The 19,354-nt window shown below is 68.4% G+C and carries 12 protein-coding genes, 1 tRNA gene and 1 pseudogene; 10 read left to right on the top strand and 4 right to left on the bottom strand.

Going from position 1 to position 19,354, the window contains the following annotated elements; genetic code table 11:
• Window positions 1-437 precede the first annotated feature (437 nt).
• The 3 genes from VN461_21515 to VN461_21505 are packed head-to-tail and all read left to right on the top strand — an operon-like array spanning window position 438 to window position 5,696.
• The gene (locus VN461_21515; GenBank protein ID HXB57355.1) at window positions 438-1,331 is read left to right on the top strand and encodes a DUF6689 family protein; all 894 of its coding nucleotides are present in this window, start codon (window positions 438-440) and stop codon (window positions 1,329-1,331) included.
• A gap of 13 nt (window positions 1,332-1,344) precedes the next feature.
• The gene (locus tag VN461_21510; GenBank protein ID HXB57354.1) at window positions 1,345-2,247 is read left to right on the top strand and encodes an FHA domain-containing protein; all 903 of its coding nucleotides are present in this window, start codon (window positions 1,345-1,347) and stop codon (window positions 2,245-2,247) included.
• On the top strand, window positions 2,247-5,696 hold the full coding sequence (locus tag VN461_21505) for a tetratricopeptide repeat protein (GenBank protein HXB57353.1): 3,450 nt from the start codon (window positions 2,247-2,249) through the stop codon (window positions 5,694-5,696). Before VN461_21510 ends, VN461_21505 begins: the two co-directional genes overlap by 1 nt.
• Before the next feature lie 36 nt (window positions 5,697-5,732).
• Here VN461_21505 and VN461_21500 read toward each other — a convergent pair whose 3' ends face one another.
• Window positions 5,733-5,888 (bottom strand): hypothetical protein, encoded by a 156-nt coding sequence (locus VN461_21500; protein HXB57352.1) that lies wholly within the window; start codon window positions 5,886-5,888, stop codon window positions 5,733-5,735.
• 385 nt (window positions 5,889-6,273) lie between these two features.
• Between VN461_21500 and VN461_21495 the strand changes: the two genes are divergently transcribed.
• Together VN461_21495 and VN461_21490 are read left to right on the top strand one after the other, a co-directional pair.
• Entirely contained in the window at window positions 6,274-7,878 is a 1,605-nt protein-coding gene (locus VN461_21495) for a sigma-54-dependent Fis family transcriptional regulator (protein HXB57351.1), read from the top strand.
• Window positions 7,879-8,053: 175 nt separating this feature from the next.
• Entirely contained in the window at window positions 8,054-8,560 is a 507-nt protein-coding gene (locus VN461_21490) for a hypothetical protein (GenBank protein ID HXB57350.1), read from the top strand.
• 55 nt (window positions 8,561-8,615) lie between these two features.
• Here VN461_21490 and VN461_21485 read toward each other — a convergent pair whose 3' ends face one another.
• Both VN461_21485 and VN461_21480 read right to left on the bottom strand, forming a co-directional pair.
• The gene (locus tag VN461_21485) at window positions 8,616-9,512 is read right to left on the bottom strand and encodes a hypothetical protein (protein HXB57349.1); all 897 of its coding nucleotides are present in this window, start codon (window positions 9,510-9,512) and stop codon (window positions 8,616-8,618) included.
• Between the two features lie 156 nt (window positions 9,513-9,668).
• The gene (locus tag VN461_21480) at window positions 9,669-11,261 is read right to left on the bottom strand and encodes a protein kinase (GenBank protein ID HXB57348.1); all 1,593 of its coding nucleotides are present in this window, start codon (window positions 11,259-11,261) and stop codon (window positions 9,669-9,671) included.
• Between the two features lie 595 nt (window positions 11,262-11,856).
• On the opposite strand from VN461_21480, the gene VN461_21475 reads away from it, so the two are divergent.
• The gene (locus tag VN461_21475) at window positions 11,857-13,584 is read left to right on the top strand and encodes a glycosyltransferase family 39 protein (protein ID HXB57347.1); all 1,728 of its coding nucleotides are present in this window, start codon (window positions 11,857-11,859) and stop codon (window positions 13,582-13,584) included.
• Between the two features lie 88 nt (window positions 13,585-13,672).
• Here VN461_21475 and VN461_21470 read toward each other — a convergent pair.
• A tRNA-Arg gene (locus VN461_21470) sits at window positions 13,673-13,749 on the bottom strand.
• A 726-nt stretch (window positions 13,750-14,475) separates the two neighbouring features.
• Here VN461_21470 and fadI point away from each other — a divergent pair.
• The 4 genes and pseudogenes from fadI to VN461_21450 all read left to right on the top strand — a co-directional run bounded on the left by fadI (window position 14,476) and on the right by VN461_21450 (window position 19,354).
• Window positions 14,476-15,747: an acetyl-CoA C-acyltransferase FadI gene (gene fadI / locus VN461_21465; GenBank protein ID HXB57346.1), complete on the top strand. Its 1,272-nt coding sequence runs from the start codon at window positions 14,476-14,478 to the stop codon at window positions 15,745-15,747.
• Window positions 15,744-15,902: pseudogene (locus VN461_21460) on the top strand (CoA transferase). The gene fadI and the pseudogene VN461_21460 overlap by 4 nt, the downstream one beginning before the upstream one ends.
• An 8-nt stretch (window positions 15,903-15,910) precedes the next feature.
• Entirely contained in the window at window positions 15,911-18,034 is a 2,124-nt protein-coding gene (gene fadJ, locus VN461_21455; protein HXB57345.1) for a fatty acid oxidation complex subunit alpha FadJ, read from the top strand.
• A 30-nt stretch (window positions 18,035-18,064) separates the two neighbouring features.
• The gene (locus VN461_21450) at window positions 18,065-19,354 is read left to right on the top strand and encodes a hypothetical protein (protein ID HXB57344.1); all 1,290 of its coding nucleotides are present in this window, start codon (window positions 18,065-18,067) and stop codon (window positions 19,352-19,354) included.

Genomic DNA, 19,354 nt, shown 5'->3' with positions numbered 1-19,354 from the left:
TCCTGGCGGCGCGCTCACCTATAGAGTCATCTCCTCGATGACTCTCGCCGCGGGATCACGGCTCTGCAGCTGCCAAATCGTCGCCTTTGGGTCCTCTTCGACCGCTTCCGGCCCCAAGGCGGGAACATCTGGCTCCTGGAGGGCGTTGAGGGCTGAGGGGCGGCGGGCCCCCCTTCCCGAGGAGTGGCATTTCGCTTCCACTCTTGGGTACCCACGAGCCCACCTCAAGACCACCTCACTTCCCTGATCCAGCGGGCCCGGGTCGCATAGCTTTTGGAACCAGGCTCTTCCAGCCACGTGGGCGCAAGGCCGATCCCTCCAGACCCCCGGCCCGCGCTTTGCAACCCATCTGAGCGGAAATTGGCGGGGTTGGACGCCAGGGCAGGATGCAGGGCTCTTAAAAGGACACCCCAAAGCAGACCTTGAGGAGAGGATGCATGCGGAAGATTCTGACAACGGGGCTATTTCTCATGCTGGGCGCGCCGGGCGCCTTCGCCCAGCTCCCACTCCCAATCCCAACTCCGCCCCCGATCCTTACGACCCCCATCCCGATCGTGCTGACGGTCTCCGGGAACCAAGCCCAAGCGGACATCGATCTGGGGGGGGGGTTCGAGGTTGACCTCACGATTACCTTCGAGAACGTCGTCGGACTGACGCCGAGCGCCCTCAGCGTCTCGGCGATGGTGGTGAACCCCTTGGATCCGGCGCTGCTCGCCCGACTTCCGGGCCTTTTCCAGGTGAGTGTGCCCGGTGCCTTCCCGGTGCTTCTGCAGATCAACCCCAACGCCTCGAGCGGCCTGACCTTCGAGGGTCTTTATAAGGTATCTCTGCACACCCACAACCTCCAGCTCGACGCCGCGGTGCCGCTGGCCCTCGTCAAGGCGCCGGACGGTGGCCCCTTCCGGGACGTTACCCTGTACGAGGGGAGGGGCAGCTATCGGGTTGACGGGGGCGGGGGGGACTTTTCGGAGTTCCTGATCGTGATCGATGTCCGGCCGATTGACACCGTCATCGCGGACAAGTTCAACTACCTGCAGGGCCTCCTCAACACCTACGGGGGCTCGATGCCGAGCGCCGTGCTCACCACGCTGCAGGGCCAGCTCTCGCAGGCGCTCGCCTCGTACCAGGGAGGGTTGATTACGCAGGCGATCAGCCAGACCAACGCCTTCTCGGACTACGTGAGGGCGCACAGCGGCGACGACATCCCCGACATCTGGCGGGCCCAAGACCCCTCGCGGGTCGACGTCGCCGGCCTCCTGCGGGTCGGAGCGGGCACGCTGAGCTTCAGCCTCGACCGGAAGACGAACGCGCAGGGTCTGTGTATTCCTTAAGACCGCCCAGGCCATGCCCGGAAAGCTGACTCTCTATCCTCCCCAGCGGGCGTCCCGGTTTCTGATCCTCCGGGACGAAGAGTCCCTGGAGATCGGGCGCGATACCACCTGCGACCTCGTGCTCGAGGATGCGCGGGTCTCAAAGCGTCAGGCGCGCTTGCGCTGGACGGGTGGGGGCTGGGCCCTCGAGGATGTGGGAAGCAAGAACGGTACCTTGGTGAACGGCAAGGACCCCGCCGGGGCCGCGCTCCAGGACGGCGATTGGATCAGCCTGGGGGGACTGATGGCGCGCTTCGAACGCCTGACCGCGGCCCAGGCCGCCACTCTCGATTCACAGCGGCTCGCGCGGCTCCAGACCTCCGCCGAAATGCGGCGCCGGCTCAGCGGCGACCTCGAGCCGATTGACCTTCTCCTGCGCTTCCTGGAATCGGCCATGGAGGTGACCCAGACCGAGCGCGGCTTCGTCCTGGTGGCCGGTCCCGGGGGGCGGCTTCGGCCTGAGGTGGCGGCCGGCTTCTCGGTGGGTGATCTGTGGGAGGAGCGCTTCCGGGGCAGCGTGGGAGCGGTGAAGCAGGCGCTCGAGGTCCGGGGGCCCGTGGTCGTCTCCGACGCCCATGCGGATCCCCGTTTGGGGAAGCGGCCGAGCGTGGTGGCCCAGGGCATCGGCTGCCTGGCCTGCGTCCCCCTTCGTCACGAGGAGAACATCATCGGCGTGATCTACGTGGACAGCCGAAAGCTGGGCCCGGCCTTCACCGCCATGGATATTCAGATCCTGGAGGCGCTGGCCGACTACACGGCCAGCGTGTTGGCGGAAGCCCTCCTCCACCGAAGAAACACCCCCCCCAACCCCCCACCGGCTCAACGGCTGGTCGCCGAGCTCCAGCAGCGGATTGACGAGCTTCTTCCCGCGGTCTGATGCCCGCCTTGGAAGAGGTCTCCGCCCTGCACCGGCCAACCCCTGTGGAAACCCAAACCAACGTAGACCTCGCCCGGCGCCTCGCCCCCGGTACGCTGGTAGGGGCCCGCTACCGAATCTCCGGCCAGCTCGGCGTGGGCGGCATGGGCGTGGTCTACAAGGCCCGAGACGAGGAGCTGGGCACGGACATCGCCATCAAGGTGCTCCGACCCGACCTGGGCACGAATCCGGAGTGGATTAGCCGCTTCCGCCGAGAGCTGGTCCTGGCCCGCGAGGTCACCCACAAGAACGTCGTACGCATCCATGACATCGGGGAGAGCGAGGGGCTGCGCTTCCTGACCATGAGCTTGGTGGAGGGGCGCTCCCTCCTCGATGTCCTCGGGGAGAGCGGACCGCTCCCCGTCGATCGCGCCTTGAACATCTTCCGACAGGTGGCGGAGGCCCTGCAGCAGGCCCACGACGCGGGCATCGTTCACCGCGACATGAAGCCGGGAAACATCCTCCTCGGCCCCAACGACGTCGCCTACATCACGGACTTCGGCGTCGCGCGTTCCTTGGAGCACGACGCCCTGACCCGCTCCGGGTCCATCGTGGGCACGCTGGATTACCTCTCCCCGGAGCAGGTGGCGGGCGGCCCCCTAGACGCCCGCAGTGATATCTACGCCCTGGGCATTGTCCTCTTCGAGATGATCACCAACCAGCTTCCCTTCAATGCGGGCTCGCAAGCCGAGGCCCTCGCCCAGCGGCTCACGGGGCGGCCGCGCGACATCGACGAGACCGGTGTTCAGGTGCCCGGTTACGTGGGCAACATCATCCGGCGCTGCCTGGAGCGCAACCGGGGGCGGCGATACTCCAGCGTGCGAGAGCTGGTCGCGGACCTGGACGCAAAGCGTGCCTCTGGCCGCATCCGTCTCCCCCGGACCGCGGTGGCCCTGGGGCTGGTCCTGCTGGCGGTGGCAATCGCAGCCGTCTACCGCCCCTGGATTGGCGGGCAGAGGGCGGGCTCCCTGGGCGCGGCCCGCGCGCCCACTACGGAAGCGGCTCCCGTGAGCGTGGCCGTCCTGCCCCTGGCCGACGAGACCGGCGACCCCGCCCTCGCCTGGACGGCCTCGGGGGTGGCCGAGATGCTCGCGGGCCACTTGGCGGAGACCCCCCAGCTTCGCGTCCTCGACTCGGGGCGTGTGGCGCGGACCCTGCAGGATCTGGCCTTGGCCTCCGCTACCAAGGACGAGGCCTCCTTGAAGCGTGTGGCCGAGCTGCTCGAGGTCAATCGTCTGGTGACCGGTACTGTCCGTCGCGCCGGGACCACGTTGCGGGTGGATCTGAGTCTTGTGTCGCCGAGCGGCGCCGAGGCGGTCGCGTCGCGGACGATCAGCGCCGAGACCACGGACGCGGCAGGCCTCTTCCGGCTGGTGGGGGAGCTGGGGGAGCGGCTGCGCGGCGAGCTGGGCGCGCCCCGGCCGTCCAGCCGGCCTCTGCCCGAGCCGCAGACGGCTTCTCTGGAGGCGGCGAAGGCCTATCGGGAAGGGCGGGAACGGCTCACCGTGGGCGACTCGGTAGGGGCGGCGCCGAGCTTCGAGCGGGCCTTGCGGGCGGATCCCGGCTTTGCCGCTGCCCTCTTGGGCCTCAGCGAGGCCTACCAGGCTCTCGGCTACCACGAGAAGGCCTTGGCCGCCTCAGAAAAGGCCGCCGGAACCGTCGGCTCTGCGGAGACGCGCCTCGCCTGGCGTGTGCGCGCGCGGCTCGCCCTCCTCCGGGGCGACTTGTCGGAGGCGGAGAAGGCCTACGCGGAGCTGGTCACGCGGTACCCGAACGACACCGAAGCCCTCCTCGACCTAGCCGCGGCCCAGGCCAGCCAAGGCGCGATCGCCAAGGCCGTCCTGACCTTGAAGCGAGTCACCGAGCTCGATCGGAGTGACCCCCGCGGCTGGTTCCTCCTGGGCAAGAACATGATCCTCGCCGGGGACGCGCGCAAGGCCGTGACCGACCCTCTGGTTCGAGCCCTCGCCCTCATGACCCAGCTCGAAAACGGACAGGGCCAGGGCGATGTGCTCAATGCCATGGGCGTGGCTCACCAGCGCCTCGGCGAATACCCCCAGGCCCTGGCGAGGTACGCGGAGGCGGCCGCCGTCCGGAAGAAGGTGGGCGACAAGCGGGGAGCGGCCGTGAGCCTCAAGAACCGCGCGAGCGTCCACTTGGCCATGGGCCGCTTCGCGGAGGCGGAGCCCGACTTGCTCGGCGCCCGCGAGGTTTACGTCAAGATCGGCGACCGGAAAGGGCTCGCCGACGTCTGGAACGATTTCGGCAGCCTCTACGAGGGACGCGGGGAGTACCGCGAGGCGCAAAAGGCGTATCAGGAGGCCCTGCGGCTCCGCCGCGAGCTCGGGGACGACCAGAAGCTGGCCCAGAGCTACGACAATGTCGGGTATATCTTCTTCCTGGAAGGGGAGCGAGACAACGCGTTTGTCTACTGGCAGCAAGCCCTCGACCTGCGTCGAAAGATCGGCGACAAGGCCGGCATCGTCGTCTCCACCCAGAACATGGGTTTCCTCCAGATCGCCCAGGGCCACTGGCCGGAGGCCATGAAGTCGTTTCTGGAGGCCCTGGATCGGGCCCGCGAGATCGACTTCGCCAAAGCCCTCGCCGTCTCCCACGGAAACATCGGGCTGCTCCACCAGTATGAGGGCCGCTACACCGCCGCTTCGTCGGCCTACGCGGAGGCCCTCAAGATCCTCAAGCGGCTGGACGACAAGCGCGGCCTGGCCGAGTTCACGATCAAGGAGGCCATGGCCCTGATCGAGCTGGGTCGCTTAGGCGATGCTCAGGCCAAGCTCGACGCGGCGTCGGCCTGGGTGCAGGAGACCGGAAACCGCGAGCAGTCGGCGGACTTCCAGACCGCGGTCGGGGAGTTGCAGCTTGCCCGGGGCGAGGTGGCAGAGGCCGGGAAGGCCTTCACGGAGGCGGTGAAGCTGGCCACCGCGAGCGGGAGCCGGGTGGCCATCCTCCGGGCCCGGATCGCCAAGGGGGGGGGCCTCCTGGCGCTGGGTGACGTCGCGGGGGCGGCTTCGGAACTCGCTTCGTCCGTGCGCGATGCCGAGACCGTGGGCGATGTGATCCTGCTCATTCGTGGTTTGGAGTCCCTGGCCAGGGCCGAGTTGGCCCGGGGGCGGCTGCCCCAGGCTGAGGACGCCGCGCGTCGGGCGCTGAAGGTGGCGGAACGATCCGGGTGGGGGGCGGGGCTCTACAGACTCCACGCCCTCGTCGGCCGCCTGCAAGAGAAGAAGGGCAACGCGGCCGGGGCCATGGCCGCCTATCGCGAGAGTGCTCGCTCCCTTTTGGTGCTAAGCGAAGGCTTGGGACCGGAGCTGCGCTCGTCCCTCGCCTCCGTTTCTGCCGCGCACGAGGTCGAGGCCTGGCTGGCCGCCCATCCACGGACCGCGGGACGCTGATCAGCTGATCAGAAGGAGCGGGACCCGGGATCGCGGCTAGCGGGTGGCGGGCCCTCCGACTGCCGTCCACAGCCGCCGGGCCTTGCTCATGGCTCGCGCCGGGAGGTCGGGGATCATCAGGCAGACCAAGCCGAGCAGGATGATCTTGAGCGAGTAGCCGAGGGCGAGGAATTTCAGGGTTCGAGGGCTCAACCGAGTTCCTCCCAGCCGCGAGGATCGGGAACGAGACCGGTTGCTCGTTCGGTTCGGCGAGCGGCGCCCGCCGGGCGGGGGAGCCCGGGGGTGGTCTCCCACATCGTCGGGGCCACCGCCCTCGGGGCCGGCACCAGGGTTTTCCTTAGGGCCACATCTCTCCTTTCGATCTCCAGCCTCAAGAATCAAAGGTAGTGTGGGAGGAGGGGCAAAACCAGTGGGAGACGCCGGAAACGGGCGTAGGGGTCCGCCTGAATCCGGGGTGAGGTCGGGGGCAGCCCGGAACCCGTGAGGCCCGTAGTCTCTGGCGGCTCACGCCGGGACCGGCCCCTGAGGGTGATGCATCCATTGACAGGGCAGGCCGCCGGTTTGATAGTCTCTGAGCGTGGCCCCACAAGATCCCCAAGGGAGCGCGGTGCGAACCGAGGCCACCCTGGACCCGCACCGGCCGCTGGCCTCGGCGGCCCTCGCTTCCGGACGGCTCCTCGCCCTTTATGAGATCGGGCGCGAGCTTCTTGAGCAGCGCCAACCCCCGGCCGTCCTGAAGCGCATCCTCGACCTCCTTGTCGAGCATCTGCGACCGGATCGGGCCTGCGTCCTCGTTCTGGCGGCCGACGGCGCGTTGCTTCCCCTCTCCACGCACAACCTCGACCTCACGCCGCCCTCCGACCGGTGGCCCTTGAGCCACACCGTCCTCCGTCACGTCCTCGAGGGTGGGTTGGCGCTCCTCGCCTCCGACGTCCGGCAGGACACGCAATTTGGGGAGGCGGAGAGCATCCAGCGCTTCCGGATCCGCTCCGTTCTCTGCGTGCCCCTCGGCCGGGACCCCGTGCGCGGCGTCGTCTACCTCGACAACCGCAGCGACGTGCATCCCTTCACCCGCGAGGATCTGGAGTTCCTGACCGCGGCTTCGCTCTACGCCTCCCTGGTGTTAGCGAGAACGGAGGAGCACCTCCGAACGTCCGAGGCCCTGGAGTCGACGGGCGAGCGTCTGGAGGCCCTCGAGGGCGAGCTGCTACGGCACCGGATCGTCGGCCGGGCCCCGGCCTTACTCAAGATCTACGACGACCTTCGGCGCTTTGCCCGGTCGGGAGCCCGGGTCATGCTCCGGGGGGAGACGGGCACGGGCAAGGAGTTATTCGCCCGCGCCTACGCCGCCCACAGCGACCGCACGCGGGGGCCCTACGTCCCGGTCACGATTCCCGCCCTCGCCCCGAGCCTCGTGGAGTCGGAGCTCTTCGGCCACGTGCGCGGGGCCTTCACCGAGGCCACCCGAGACAAGAAAGGCCGGCTCGAACTGGCCCACGGCGGCGTCTTGTTCCTCGACGAAGTCGGCGACATCGACCCCGGGATCCAGACCAAGCTCCTGCGCTTTCTCGATTCGGGCGAGGTGTATCGGGTGGGCGACACGGTCGCGCGGCGGATCGACGTCCGCCTCGTATCCGCCACCAATCGGCCGCTCGAAAAGGACGTGGAGGGGGGCCGGTTTCGTGCGGACCTCCTAGCCCGGCTCGGCCACGAAATCGTGATCCCCCCGCTGCGCGAGCGGCCCGAGGACATCCCGCTGCTGGTCGCGCACTTCCTTGGCCTCCACGACCGCGGGGCGGGGCGGAAGGTCTTTGCCGAAGAGACTCTGGAGATCTTGAAGCGCCACGGGTGGCCCTTCAACGTCCGGGAGCTGCAGCAGGTGGTCGAGCGTGCGGTTTGCCTGGTCGATCACCAGGTTGTTGCCGCGGGCGACCTTCCTGAATACATTCTGCGGGAGGCGCGGGCCTCCCCGACATCGGCTCCGCCCCCCGACCAGCAGGGCCCGCCCGTTCCGTTGCGCCGCGTCGTGGACGAGGCCGCGCGGAGCCACATCCTGCGGGCGCTCGACTACACCAAGGGCAACCGGCGACGAGCGATCGAGCTGCTACAGATTTCGCCCGAGACCTTCTACCGGCGCCTCGAGGAGCTGGGCCTCCACAAGAAGAGCACCGAAAACTCGTAGCCCCCCTCCGTTTCGATCCCCGAACACCGTTCGAACCCCGTAGACCTCTTGAGAGCCTCTGTCCAGAGGGCTCAATAACTTACCGCATGGACACCGTTCCCGGACCTGGCCCTTCCCTTGCTCCCTTGGGCCGTGGCCGGACGCTTGGGTCCGGATACCGAGAACGGAGGAAGACATGAAGAAGGCAACGAGCATGTTCGCGCTCTTGGCCCTGGCCGCGTGCGGCAGCGACAGTCCCACCTCTCCCAGCCCTCCCGTGCCGCAGATCGCCGGCAAGTACAACGGCTACCCGGCCTGGCTGGTCCAATGGAACCGGAGCCGCGACGGCGTGATCGGCTCCTTTACGTGCTACGGCACGGTGACGCTCTCACAATCGGAAAGCATGGGGGGCATTGCGTCGCTGACGGGGTTCATGGTTGTGGCTCAGCCCTGTCCCGCGCAAAGCTTCGATCTCACCGGCACCGTACAAGCCGACGGATCGCTGCATTTCAGGAGCGGGGGGCCCAAGCCGCCCGAGGGCCAATGCCCGGCGGCGCCAGTGGTCGAGTACGCGGGTGTGGTCTCGCAGAAGGTGAATTACCTCGAGTTGTCGGCCCGCGGTACCGTCATGCTCGACTGCCCCGGACCCGGCGAAGGCCCCCAGCAGATGGACTACATCGTCTCCGCCTCCCGGAACAATTGATGGGGGGCGGCGTCGCTGCGGAGGCGGTGGTCGATTCCCCCCGTCTCGAATCTGGCTAGGGGATGTTGATGCGAAGTCGGTCCGCGGCGTCGAGGACGAAAACACCGGCCGATGTCGTCAGGGTCGCGTGGCCCGACCACTCGTTGAAGCGCGGCGCGTCGCCGATGTCGTTGAAGCAGAGGAGCGTGCTCGCGATGGTCAGGGTCGCCTGACTCTGTGCACCCACCGTATCGGGAGTGACGGTGCTGGGGAAGCTGCTGGCCTGGCCGATCTCGGAGGGGATATCCGATGACACGATGACGATCGTAGAGGTCACGGAGTTGACGGTCACCTGCTCGGACGTGCCATTGTTGGCGTCGACAAGGATCGTGAAGGAGATGGGCTGGCCATGAGAGCCATCCGGGCAAACGATGACCGGCGTTCCGAAGCGGGCTCGGGTGAACTGGGCCGTACCCGAGCTCGAGCTCGTTCCCTTGACGACCAGGGCCGTCGCGGCGGCCGCGCCCGTTATGCCCAGGATGAGCCAGCCCGTCTTCGCGCCGCCCTTGCCCGGCGTCTGGCGGTGGGCTTCCGCCTCCCGTCGCGCCTCCTCGAAGAGGGTGAGAACCTTCGGAGAGAAGCGATCGAGGCTCAAGCGCAAATCCCGGTCTGCTTCGATCGCTTGGCGGAACCGGTCCTTGGCGGCGGGGCGCTGATCGAGGCCCACGTACGCGATGCCGAGGTACAGGTTTGCCTGGGCGAGATCGTGGGTGCGGCCCGGATCCTCGCCGAGGCGCCGGGCGACCCCATCTAGGGTCAGAGCCGCGCCTTCAAAATCGCCCTCCTGGACTTGGCGGATCCCGGCCAGGAGCTCAGCGTCCGGAGCCGAGGAGGGCGCGGCCGACGGCGTCGACGCGACGAGCACCACGAGGGCGAAGATACCGAGCCGTCTTGATGATGATATCGCGGGCAACGGTCGCTCTCCGACCGGGAAAGCTACCCTGAATGTGGCCCCCAAGACAAGGCGGGGGCTGCCTCTAGCGGTGAGCCGGCGAGAGACTCTGAGGTTCGTCCTTACGGAAGACAACCGTCACGATGCAACGGCGGCGTCGTGACCTTGGCAGCGGGGCTAGCGCGGGCGACGGACGCCCTCGATGTCGAGATCCACGACCAGGCGGAGGGTCTCGCGGGGACGGACCGTGACCCGGCGATGGAAGGGCTCGAAGTGGGGGTGCACGAGAAGGACGTCATGGCGACCAGCATCGAGCTGGATCCGGCCCAGCGGGGTGTCCCCCAGCGCACGCCCGTCGACGCTGACCGACGCCCAAGGGCTCACGACGACAAGCAGCCCACCTCGCACATCAGCGACAGGGGCCGGGGACGGATCGGGCGCCTCGGATGGGGCGGATGCCGGAGCCGGCGTCGCGGAAGGTGGGGATGACGTCTCCGGCCCGGACGTCGCCGGTGGCTGGGGGGTGGGCGTTGCCGGGACGGGCGACGGTCCCTCACCCGCTGGTGCGGCGGGGGGCGACGGCGAGGGCGGGGGTCCAGAGCGGCGGAGCCCTGCTTCGGTCGATGGCTTCGTCCGCTCCGTGGGCATCGGTGGCGTCGAGGCGGGTGCGGCGCGCGTCGGTGGCGGAGTCGCGGGTAGCGGCGTTTCGAGCGGACCCGGCTCCCCGGGCGGATGGGTGCGCAACGCCACGACGATCGCCCCTATTCCCAGGAAGGCGAGCCCGCCCAGGAGCATGGGGAGCCGTATCCGCCGCGGCCGGTGAGCAGGGCGCGCCGTCGCGGCCGCGGCGGGGGGGCCGACGATCGCGTCGCGTGCGGAATTCAGGGCCCCCGCAAGCTCGGCCGCAGAGGCGTACCGCTCCGAGGGTTCTTTGGAGAGGGCCTTGCGAAGCACGGGGACCAGCGGCCCTGGGATCGCAGCGGCCTCGGTTCCCTCGAGGGGAGGCACGCTCTCGAGGTGCATGAGCAGGGTTCCCACGGGTGCGTCGCTGCGGAACGGGACGCGCCCGGTGAAAGTTTCGTATACCACGACCCCCAGGGCGTAGACGTCGCTGCGGAAGTCGACCTTCTGACCGCGGGCCTGCTCGGGGCTCATGTACTCGGGCGTCCCCATCACGTAGCTCGAGGCCCGCGGCTCCGAGGCGCCCTCACGGAACAGCCGTTTGGCGATACCGAAGTCCATGATGCGAACAACACCGTGGGCATCGACCATGATGTTCAGGGGCTTCAGGTCCCGGTGGACGATGCCGGACTTATGGATCGCTTGGAGTCCGTCGGCTATCTGAAGCGCGACGTCGAAGGCTTGCGCCGTGGGCAGCGGGCCTCCCTCCAACAACGCCTTGAGGTGGGTCCCCTCCACGAGCTCCATCGAGATGTATTGGAGGGGACCGTCCGCGCCGTACTCATGGATTCGGCAAACGTTCCAGTGGCTCACCCGACGAGCGAGCCGGATCTCCGATCGGAAGCGTTCGGCCATCTCGGAAGAACCGGCGACGTCAGCGCGCAGGAGCTTAAGGGCGACCACCTCATCGAGGACGCGGTCGCGAGCTTTGTACACGGCCCCCATCCCCCCCTTGCCGAGGGGGCTCAGGATCTCGTAGCGGCTTCCGATAACCGTGCCCCGGGTGACGGCGGAGAGGATCGTGCGGCAGGTGAAGCAGACCTGGGCTACGTCGTCATTCTCCGCCTGGCAAGAGGGGCAGAGCAGCATCAAGAATCCATGGGCGGTCGTCCGAGCCCAGTCTCCCCGGGCCCCGGTTCGCTCTTTATTCCCGGTCGCCCCGACGGGTCGAGGTCGCTGACGGGTGAGCGGTGTGAGGGATGCGGGCGTGGCCTGCCTCGGAGACGAGTCCTGGAAGAGACCTGGTCCGGGGGAAAGGCGGAGGGCTCGTCCGCGACCGTCATCAAGAGCTCATTGTCCGGCCATCCATCGGAGTCACCCATGCGGGCCGCGGCTTACGCCCCCATCCTTTCATACTAGTGAAACGAGTCCTCTCGGTCGAGCGCTCCCGCCCCCGCTGCGGCCGGTTCGGGCGCCGTGCCGGGTCTTCGAGCGAGGCGCAATGGGTGCTCTAGGTTGCAAGCGCCCTCCGTGGATCCGACCGGACCGCGCCCGGCGATCCGCCAGTTGTCCGCGTCCGGGACCCTCCGTTTGGCGGATGCACCCGCGATTAACCGGGTGGTGGCATTGCTAGGTGCTGGGCATCGATCTCCACAGGCGCCTCCTTGACGCTCCCATCGACGCCATCCGGCGGCACGCGGCTCGCGCTTGAGCACTCCGGCTTCCTACCGGACAATACGTCGTCGTGAAGAGCCGACTCATGCTCCTGGCCCCCGTTCTGCTCGCGGCCGTGCTCTATCTGCCTTGCGCCGGAGGGCGCGCGGTCCTGGACGTCGACGAGGCGCTCTACGTCCACGCGGCCCAGGGCATGCTGGCACGCCATGACTGGGTCGCCCCTTACGTCAACGGAGTACGCTTCCTCGACAAGCCCCCTCTCCTCTATTGGATCCTAGCCTCCACCTACCGCGTGCTGGGCGCGACCGAGTTCGCGGCCCACCTTCCCCCGGCCCTTTTCGTGATCGCGACCACGTGGCTCCTGACTCGGATGGCAGCCTCCCTGGCCGGCGAGTTGGCGGGGCTCGGGGCGGGCCTAGCCTTCGCCTTCAGTACGGGCACCTATCTCTTCACGCGCGAGACGCTGCACGACAGCGCCATGGTCTTTTTCCAGGTGTTGGCGATGGATGCGTTCCTGCGGTGGTATCTGGATCCAGAGCGTCCCACTTTCCGCGTCCTCGTCTTCTCCGCGGCCCTCGCGGGTGGCCTGCTCTCGAAGGGGTTGGTTGCCGTCTTCATCTCCTCAGCGATCCCGCTCACCTACATGCTTCTCGCCCGCGCGGGTCCGCGCTTGCGCATCGGGCCCGCCCTCGGCGGGGGAGCTCTCTTCGTCCTCCTCGCCGCCCCCTGGCATGTCGCGGCTTCCCTTGAGAATCCGGGATTCCTCCGCCACTACTTCCTAAACGAGCAGGTCCTGCGGTTCTTCAACCGCAGAGAACCCTTGGACTTTGAGTCCGTGTCTCTTCCCTTGTTCCTGGCCCTGATACCGGTCTGGCTTTTTCCCTGGACCCCATTTCTAGCCACCCTGGCCTTCCGCCCTCGGCCGGGCAGCACAGATGACCCGGGAAGAAGGGCGGTCGCCCGGCTTGGCCTCGTCTGGACGGGAGTCACGCTCGCGTTCTTCAGCCTGTCCGCGAGACTCGAGCACTATGCCTTCCCCCTTCTCCCCCCCCTCGCCCTCCTGATCGCGATCAGCCTGTCGGACCCGGAAGGGGAGGCCCGCCGAGCTTGGGTCTTCCGGGCGCTGGGCGTGCTCGGTCTGCTTCTCGTCCTGGTGGGGGCAGCCCTCGCCTTCGGGATCGGAGGGAGGGGCATTGGGGTGAGCGCCCCGCGATCCCCTCCCTTGCATGCGTGGGCCACGGACTTCGGGCCTCTCCTCGGCCTGCCGGGACCGGTGGTGGCTCAGCTCCTGACTCCCGCCGCGGCCACGGCCGCTCTCCTCGGCTTCGCGCTGATGGGAGCCTGGTGGTACGCGTCGCGCGGAGAGGGGGTCCGATCGATCCTTGCCCTCGCGGGGGGGATGCTCGCTTTCGGATATCTGGCCCACCTGAGCCTGGGCATCTGCGAGGACGTGGTGTCCTCGAAGCGTTTCGGGCTAGGGGTGGGGAAGATCTGCCGCCTCGGGGATCACGTTGTCGTAGACGGAGACTACGAGACCGCCAACTCCATGAACTTCTATCAACCGCTGCCTCTGCAAATCGTTGAAGGCTCGGCGCCAACGCTGGAGGACGGGCTCCGCTACCCGGATGCGCCCCGCCTCCTGCTCTCCCTCCCTGACCTTGAGGGGGGATGGAAGAGCGGGGAGCGCTACTGTGTGCTCGCCCCCGAGGAGCGCCTTTCAGGGCTCGGGCTCAGCCCAGTGCACGTGGTCATGAGCGCCGGTGGCCGGGTCTTGGCCTGCAACCGGCCACTGAACTAGCCTTCTCGCTTGCGCACTTCTGTCGGAAGCGGTTCGCGGTGAGCCCCTTGTTCTCTTCGAAGTCGACCAGGGGGTAGGGGGGGGTTCGTGGCGCGCCCGCCGTGATTCGAACACGGTACCTCTTGGTTCGAAGCCAAGCGCTCTATCCGATTGAGCTACGGGCGCGTATCGGAATAGTAGCACGCAGCCCAACGGCGGAAGGAAGCCGAACGGGAAGGAAAATGGAGGCCGTCCGCCGCACGGATCGGCCTCCTTGAATGCTCTGTCCACTTGTCTCTTCCCTGGCGCACCTCCTCGGGCCTCGCCAAACGGCCCAGAATGAAAAAGCCCTTCGAGGCTGACTCGAAGGGCCTGCGGATCGGTCCGGGGTGTTATGAGCTAGTTGCGCCGTTCCCCGGTCACACCGATGGCCCTGAGCCACAGGCGACAACAACAGTCGCGGGCGCCGAGCCAACCGGAGTGGGATGCGATCATCATGACTAAAGAGTACAGTATTCCTCAAGGGGCCCCTTGTCAACCCCATCCGGACCCCGGCTCTGTGGTGGGAGAGGGCTTGGTGCGCTAAGATCCCCCCTCGCGTCGCGGCCCCCGGGGCCCACTCCCGGCCCGGTCGCCCGAGGAGTCGAGGGGACCCTTGGAGCGCTTGACCGAGCGCGACCCCCGGCAGCCGGTTGGGACCAGCAGAGGCTACCCAAGGCTATCGGACCTGCCTCGGCGTCGGTTCGTGGTACCGTGGCATCCTGACTCGCCCACATGACGGGCGCTACGGCCAGGAGGGCCGGAAGTAAGGCACGTGGAGCGTCGAGACCCCCGCCGAAGTTTGGCGGACGCCGCGGGAAGCGTGAACGGCACATTCAGGACGCCGACTCCGACCGTGCTCCAGCATGAACCATGAATGACGGTCGCGTAGCCGTTGTGGCCGGCTGCCGAACGCCGTTTGCCAAGGCCGGCACCGCCTACCGCGAGCTCACGGCGGTAGACCTGGGCAAGGCCTGCCTGCGCGAGCTCTTGGAGCGGACGGAGGTTGATCCGGCGTGGATCGACACCGTCGTCATGGGTCAGGTGATCCCCTCGGTTAAAGCCCCCAACCTTGGGCGCGAGGTGGCGCTTGGAACGGGCTTGCCGCCAGGGGTGCCCGCCCACAGCGTGAACCGCGCCTGCGCCTCCGCCAACCAAGCCATAGTGGACGTCACGAGCGCGATCCTGGCTGGGCATGCCGAGGCCGGCATCGCGGGGGGGGCCGAGAGTCTCTCGGATGTTCCCATCCTCCATAGCAAGGCCCTGATCGAGGCCTCGCGCGCGCGGGGTTTGGCCGCCAAGCTCCGGGTCTTCGCCAAGGTCCGCCCCCGCGACCTCCGGCCCGAGACCCCGGCCATCGCCGAGCCCTCCACTGGCCTGACCATGGGCCAGTCCGCCGAGAAGATGGCACGTGAGAACGGGATCAGCCGCCAGGAGCAGGATCTCATCGCCTACCTGAGCCACAAGAACGCCGCCGCCGCCACCACGGACGGGCGGCTTCCGGCCGAGACTTGCGCGGTGTTCGTCCCCCCGCGTTACGACGTGGTCGTAACCGCCGATAACCTCCTGCGACCCGACACCTCGCTCGACGCCCTGGCCGCGCTTCCCCCCGTCTTCGACCGTAAGTACGGGACGGTCACGGCCGGGAACTCCTCGCCCCTGACGGACGGGGCAGCGGTCGTCCTCCTTATGTTGGAGGCCAAGGCCAAGGCGGAGGGCTACACGCCCTTGGCCTTCATCCGCTCCTGGGCGGTGGCGGCGGTGGATCCGGGTGGCCAGCTCCTGATGGGCCCCGCCCTAGCCATTCCCAAGGCCTTGGAGCGAGCGGGCCTGCAACTCTCCGACATGGACCTCATTGAGATGCACGAGGCCTTCGCGGCCCAAGTGGCTTCCAACATCCAGGCCCTCGAGTCGGAGACCTGGGCCCGTGACAAGCTGGGACGGTCGGCTCCGGTGGGACGGGTAGACCGCGAGCGGCTCAACGTGTGCGGGAGCTCGATTGCCCTCGGCCACCCCTTCGGCGCCACCGGGGCGCGAATCACGACCACGCTTGCCAACGAGCTCGCGCGGCGCCACGGGAAATTCGGCCTGCTGTCGGTCTGCGCACAAGGAGGAATGGGCTTCGCGATGGTCCTAGAAAGGTGAGAGATACCGGAGTCGCTGTCCTGGAGGGCGTCAGGGTCCTGGACCTGACCCGCTACATTCCCGGACCCTACTGCACCATGCTCCTGGGCGACCTGGGTGCAGAGGTGGTGAAGGTCGAGGAGCCGCCCCGAGGCGACCCCACGCGCGCGGGGGGCGTGATGGCGTGAGCGGGGCCCGAACCCTTACCCGGGAGCAGGACGCGAGCGGCGTCCTCCTGGTCACGATCGACGTTCCCGGGGAGAAGGTCAACACCCTCTCCAAGGGCATGCTGGAGGAGTTCCAGACCCTGCTCACCGAACTGGAGGGGGACCGGGCCATACGGGCGGTCGTGATCCGGAGCGGCAAGCCCGATAACTTCATCGCGGGCGCGGACATCAAGGACTTCCTGGAGATCCGCAGCGCGCTCGAGGGGGAGACGCTCTCCCGCACGGGCCAGGCGATCCTGGATCGGCTGGAGGGCGTTCCCGTGCCGGTGGTGGCGGCTATCCACGGTTCCTGTCTGGGCGGAGGCCTGGAAACCGCGCTCGCCTGCCGCTACCGCGTGGCCTCTGACGATCCCAAGACCGCGATCGGCCTTCCCGAAGTGACGCTGGGACTCCTGCCGGGTGCGGGGGGGTCGCAGCGCTTGCCCCGCCTGATCGGCCTTTCCCGCAGCCTAGATCTCATCCTCACCGGCCGGAGCCTCAAAGCCAAGCGAGCCCTCGATGCGGGCCTGGTGGACGAGGTGGTGCCGTTGCCGCTGCTCGTGCCCGTGGCCACGAAGGCGGCCCTTGCCCTGGCCGACGGCAGCCTAAAGCCTCGATCCTCTGGTCTCCGCTTCCACGAACGCTTGCTCCGGCCCTACATTTTCTGGCGGGCGCGGGCCACGGTGCAGGAAAAGACCGGCGGACACTATCCGGCCCCCGTGAAGGCTTTGGAGGTCATCGAACAAGGCACCGCCACGTCGCTGGCCGAAGGGCTGAAGATCGAGGCTAAGGGCTTTGGTGCCCTGGCCGTCTCCGATGTCTCTCGGGCCCTGGTGTCCGTCTTCTTCGCCACCCAGGAGATCAAGAAAGATGCGGGCTATCCCCCAGACACAAAGGCCCGCGAGGTCAAGAAGCTCGGCGTGCTGGGTGCGGGTCTGATGGGGGCGGGGATCGCGGGAGCTGCCGCCGAAGCGGGAGTGCCGGTTCGGCTAAAGGACGCCTCTCCCGAGGCCCTGGGCAAGGGCCTGCGCTATGTGCGGGGGATCCTCGAAGAGCGGCGGGTCCGGGGGGGCCTCTCCCGCCTGGAAATGGGGAAGCGGATGGACCGGCTCTCCCCGACCCTCGACGACTCGGGTCTGCGGCGAGCCGACCTCGTGATAGAGGCCGTCTTCGAGGACCTGGACCTGAAGCGCGCCGTCCTGGCGGAGACGGAGGGGGTGGTGGGCGCGGAGTGCGTGTTCGCGAGCAACACGTCCTCCCTGCCCATCGGGCGGATCGCGGCGGGCGCCCGCCGCCCGGCCCGCGTTCTGGGCATGCACTTCTTCTCGCCCGTCCACAAGATGCCGCTCCTGGAAGTGATCGTTACCCCTGAGACGGACGCTTGGGCCACCGCCGTGGCCGTGACCTTCGGCCGCCGGCTGGGCAAGCACGTGATCGTGGTGCGGGACGGCCCCGGCTTCTATACCAGCCGCGCGCTCGCCCCCTACTTGAACGAGGCGGCGCGCCTCTTGGAGGAGGGGGCCGCCATCGAGGACGTGGACCGCGCCCTGCTCGCCTTCGGCTTTCCCGTCGGTCCCCTGGCGCTCCTCGATGAGGTGGGGATCGACGTTGCCGCCAAGGTGGCGAAAATCATGCACCGCCAGTTCGGGGAGAGGATGGCTCCACCCCCTTTGATGGGGGAGGTCCTGTCCGACGGCCGCCAGGGCCGCAAGAACCAGAGGGGCTTCTACACCTACGACGGGAAGAGGAAGCGCGTGGACGCCTCCGTGTACGCCCTCCTCCTGCCGGGGGGCGCCAGTCGGCGGCCCTTCGACGTCCGGGAGATCCAGGATCGTTTGGTCTTTGCCTTCCTGAACGAGGCCGTGCTCTGCCTCCAGGAGGGGATCCTGCGCTCCCCCCGCGACGGCGACGTGGGGGCCATCTTCGGCCTGGGCTTTCCTCCCTTCCTGGGCGGCCCCTTCCGGTACCTGGACCACCTGGGGGCCCGTTTCGCGGCGGAGGTGCTGGAGAGGCTGGCGAACGCACACGGTGAGCGCTTCCGCCCGGCGGTGATGCTCAGCAACTTGGCCAAGGAGGGGAGGGGATTCCATGCCGCCCGCTGAGCCCGCGCCGCCGCAGGGGGCCGGAGAGTGATGAAGAACGGACGCAACGGTCCGATCCTGCAGCGCCCGGCACGGGTGCCTGGTCCCCACGCCGTGATCTCGCGCTTCCAGCCCATCCTGGGGAAGAGGAGGGCTCAGGAGAACCTGCCCATCCTCACCTCCGCCCAGAGCGCCTACGTGGGCCTGCGCCGCAGCGCGGCCGCGATCCGCGGGCGGGGTGCCAACATCTTCACCCAGTGGGTGGGGGACCCCGACGCGCTGGGGAGCGCGGTCCTGCTGAAGGCCATCCTCGAGCACCTCGGCGCCACCCAGGTTCGGATCCTCACCGGCAGCCTGGGCCATCCCCAGAACCGCAACCTGGTGGAGCGCTGCGGCATTACTCTGCATGACCCCAACCAAGGGCGGCTGCCCCGCGGGCTGCACTGCCTGGTCGACACCTCGCCTCCCCTGGGCATGTCCAACACGGGTGGGGTCGACCCCGTGCGCGACGTTTTCTTCGTGGCCGACCACCACGCCGACCCAGCCGAGGTGGAGGAGAACTGCCGGGCGCGGGGCGTGCGTCGGGTCAAGCTGGCTTTCGTGGGCATCCCCGTCGGGTCCACGTCCGCCTTCATGGCCGTCATCGGGGCCGCCTTCGGGGTCCTGGACGAGCTCGGGCCGGCGGGGCGGGCCGCGGCCGCCCTCGGGATCTACACCGATACCAGCGCCCTCCTGCACGGGGCCACGCCCGTGGACTTCAAGATGTTCGAGCTCCTCACCCGAGACGAGGAGACCCAGGATCTGCTCGACGATCTACGCGACTACCGGGTCCCCCCGGAGTGGCACGTCTACCGCGCGGCCGCGTTCCGCAACCAGGAGGTGACGGAGGCGGTCCGGCTGGCCCCCATCGGCTTTGTGCGGGAGGAGCACCGGGACGTGATCGCGGAGATCGCGAACGAGCTCTTGCGGGTGGAAGGAACCTCCATCGCGATCGCGGTGGCGGTCACGCGGCGGGGCACCGAGGTCTCGGTCCGGGCCGACAGCCGCCTCCTCGGCCAGGACCAGTCGCGCATTGTGCGCGTGATCGATCATTTACTGGAGGCTGCTTTCCCGGGTGTCTCCGGCTTCCGTCACGACCGTCGGCCCCCTCATCGGGTTGAGGGGGGGGCGGCCGTGCCCCTCACCCCCGAGCAGGAGGCGCTCCTTCACGCCCCGACGTTGCCGGCCATCGGCGAGGAGGGCCCCTGGCTGGAGCACTGCCGGTTCTTCACCCGTGCCCTGATCGCCGCCCTCCGGGACCTGAAGGAGCTGCGGCCGGAGGAGGTCGAGGGGCTGCTCTAG

This window comes from Vicinamibacteria bacterium, assembly GCA_035570235.1.
Taxonomy (GTDB): domain Bacteria; phylum Acidobacteriota; class Vicinamibacteria; order Fen-336; family Fen-336; genus DATMML01.
The sequence above is the reverse complement of the archived record's forward strand: the minus strand, read 5'-3'. Positions and strand labels throughout refer to the sequence as shown.

Excerpts from the sequence above, each read along its gene's own strand:
- VN461_21515 (HXB57355.1), top strand. The coding sequence starts at position 438 with ATGCGGAAGATTCTGACAACGGGGCTATTTCTCATGCTGGGCGCGCCG.
- VN461_21510 (HXB57354.1), top strand. The coding sequence starts at position 1,345 with ATGCCCGGAAAGCTGACTCTCTATCCTCCCCAGCGGGCGTCCCGGTTT.
- VN461_21505 (HXB57353.1), top strand. The coding sequence starts at position 2,247 with ATGCCCGCCTTGGAAGAGGTCTCCGCCCTGCACCGGCCAACCCCTGTG.
- VN461_21490 (HXB57350.1), top strand. The coding sequence starts at position 8,054 with ATGAAGAAGGCAACGAGCATGTTCGCGCTCTTGGCCCTGGCCGCGTGC.
- VN461_21480 (HXB57348.1), bottom strand. The coding sequence starts at position 11,261 with ATGCTGCTCTGCCCCTCTTGCCAGGCGGAGAATGACGACGTAGCCCAG.
- fadI (HXB57346.1), top strand. The coding sequence starts at position 14,476 with ATGAATGACGGTCGCGTAGCCGTTGTGGCCGGCTGCCGAACGCCGTTT.
- VN461_21450 (HXB57344.1), top strand. The coding sequence starts at position 18,065 with ATGAAGAACGGACGCAACGGTCCGATCCTGCAGCGCCCGGCACGGGTG.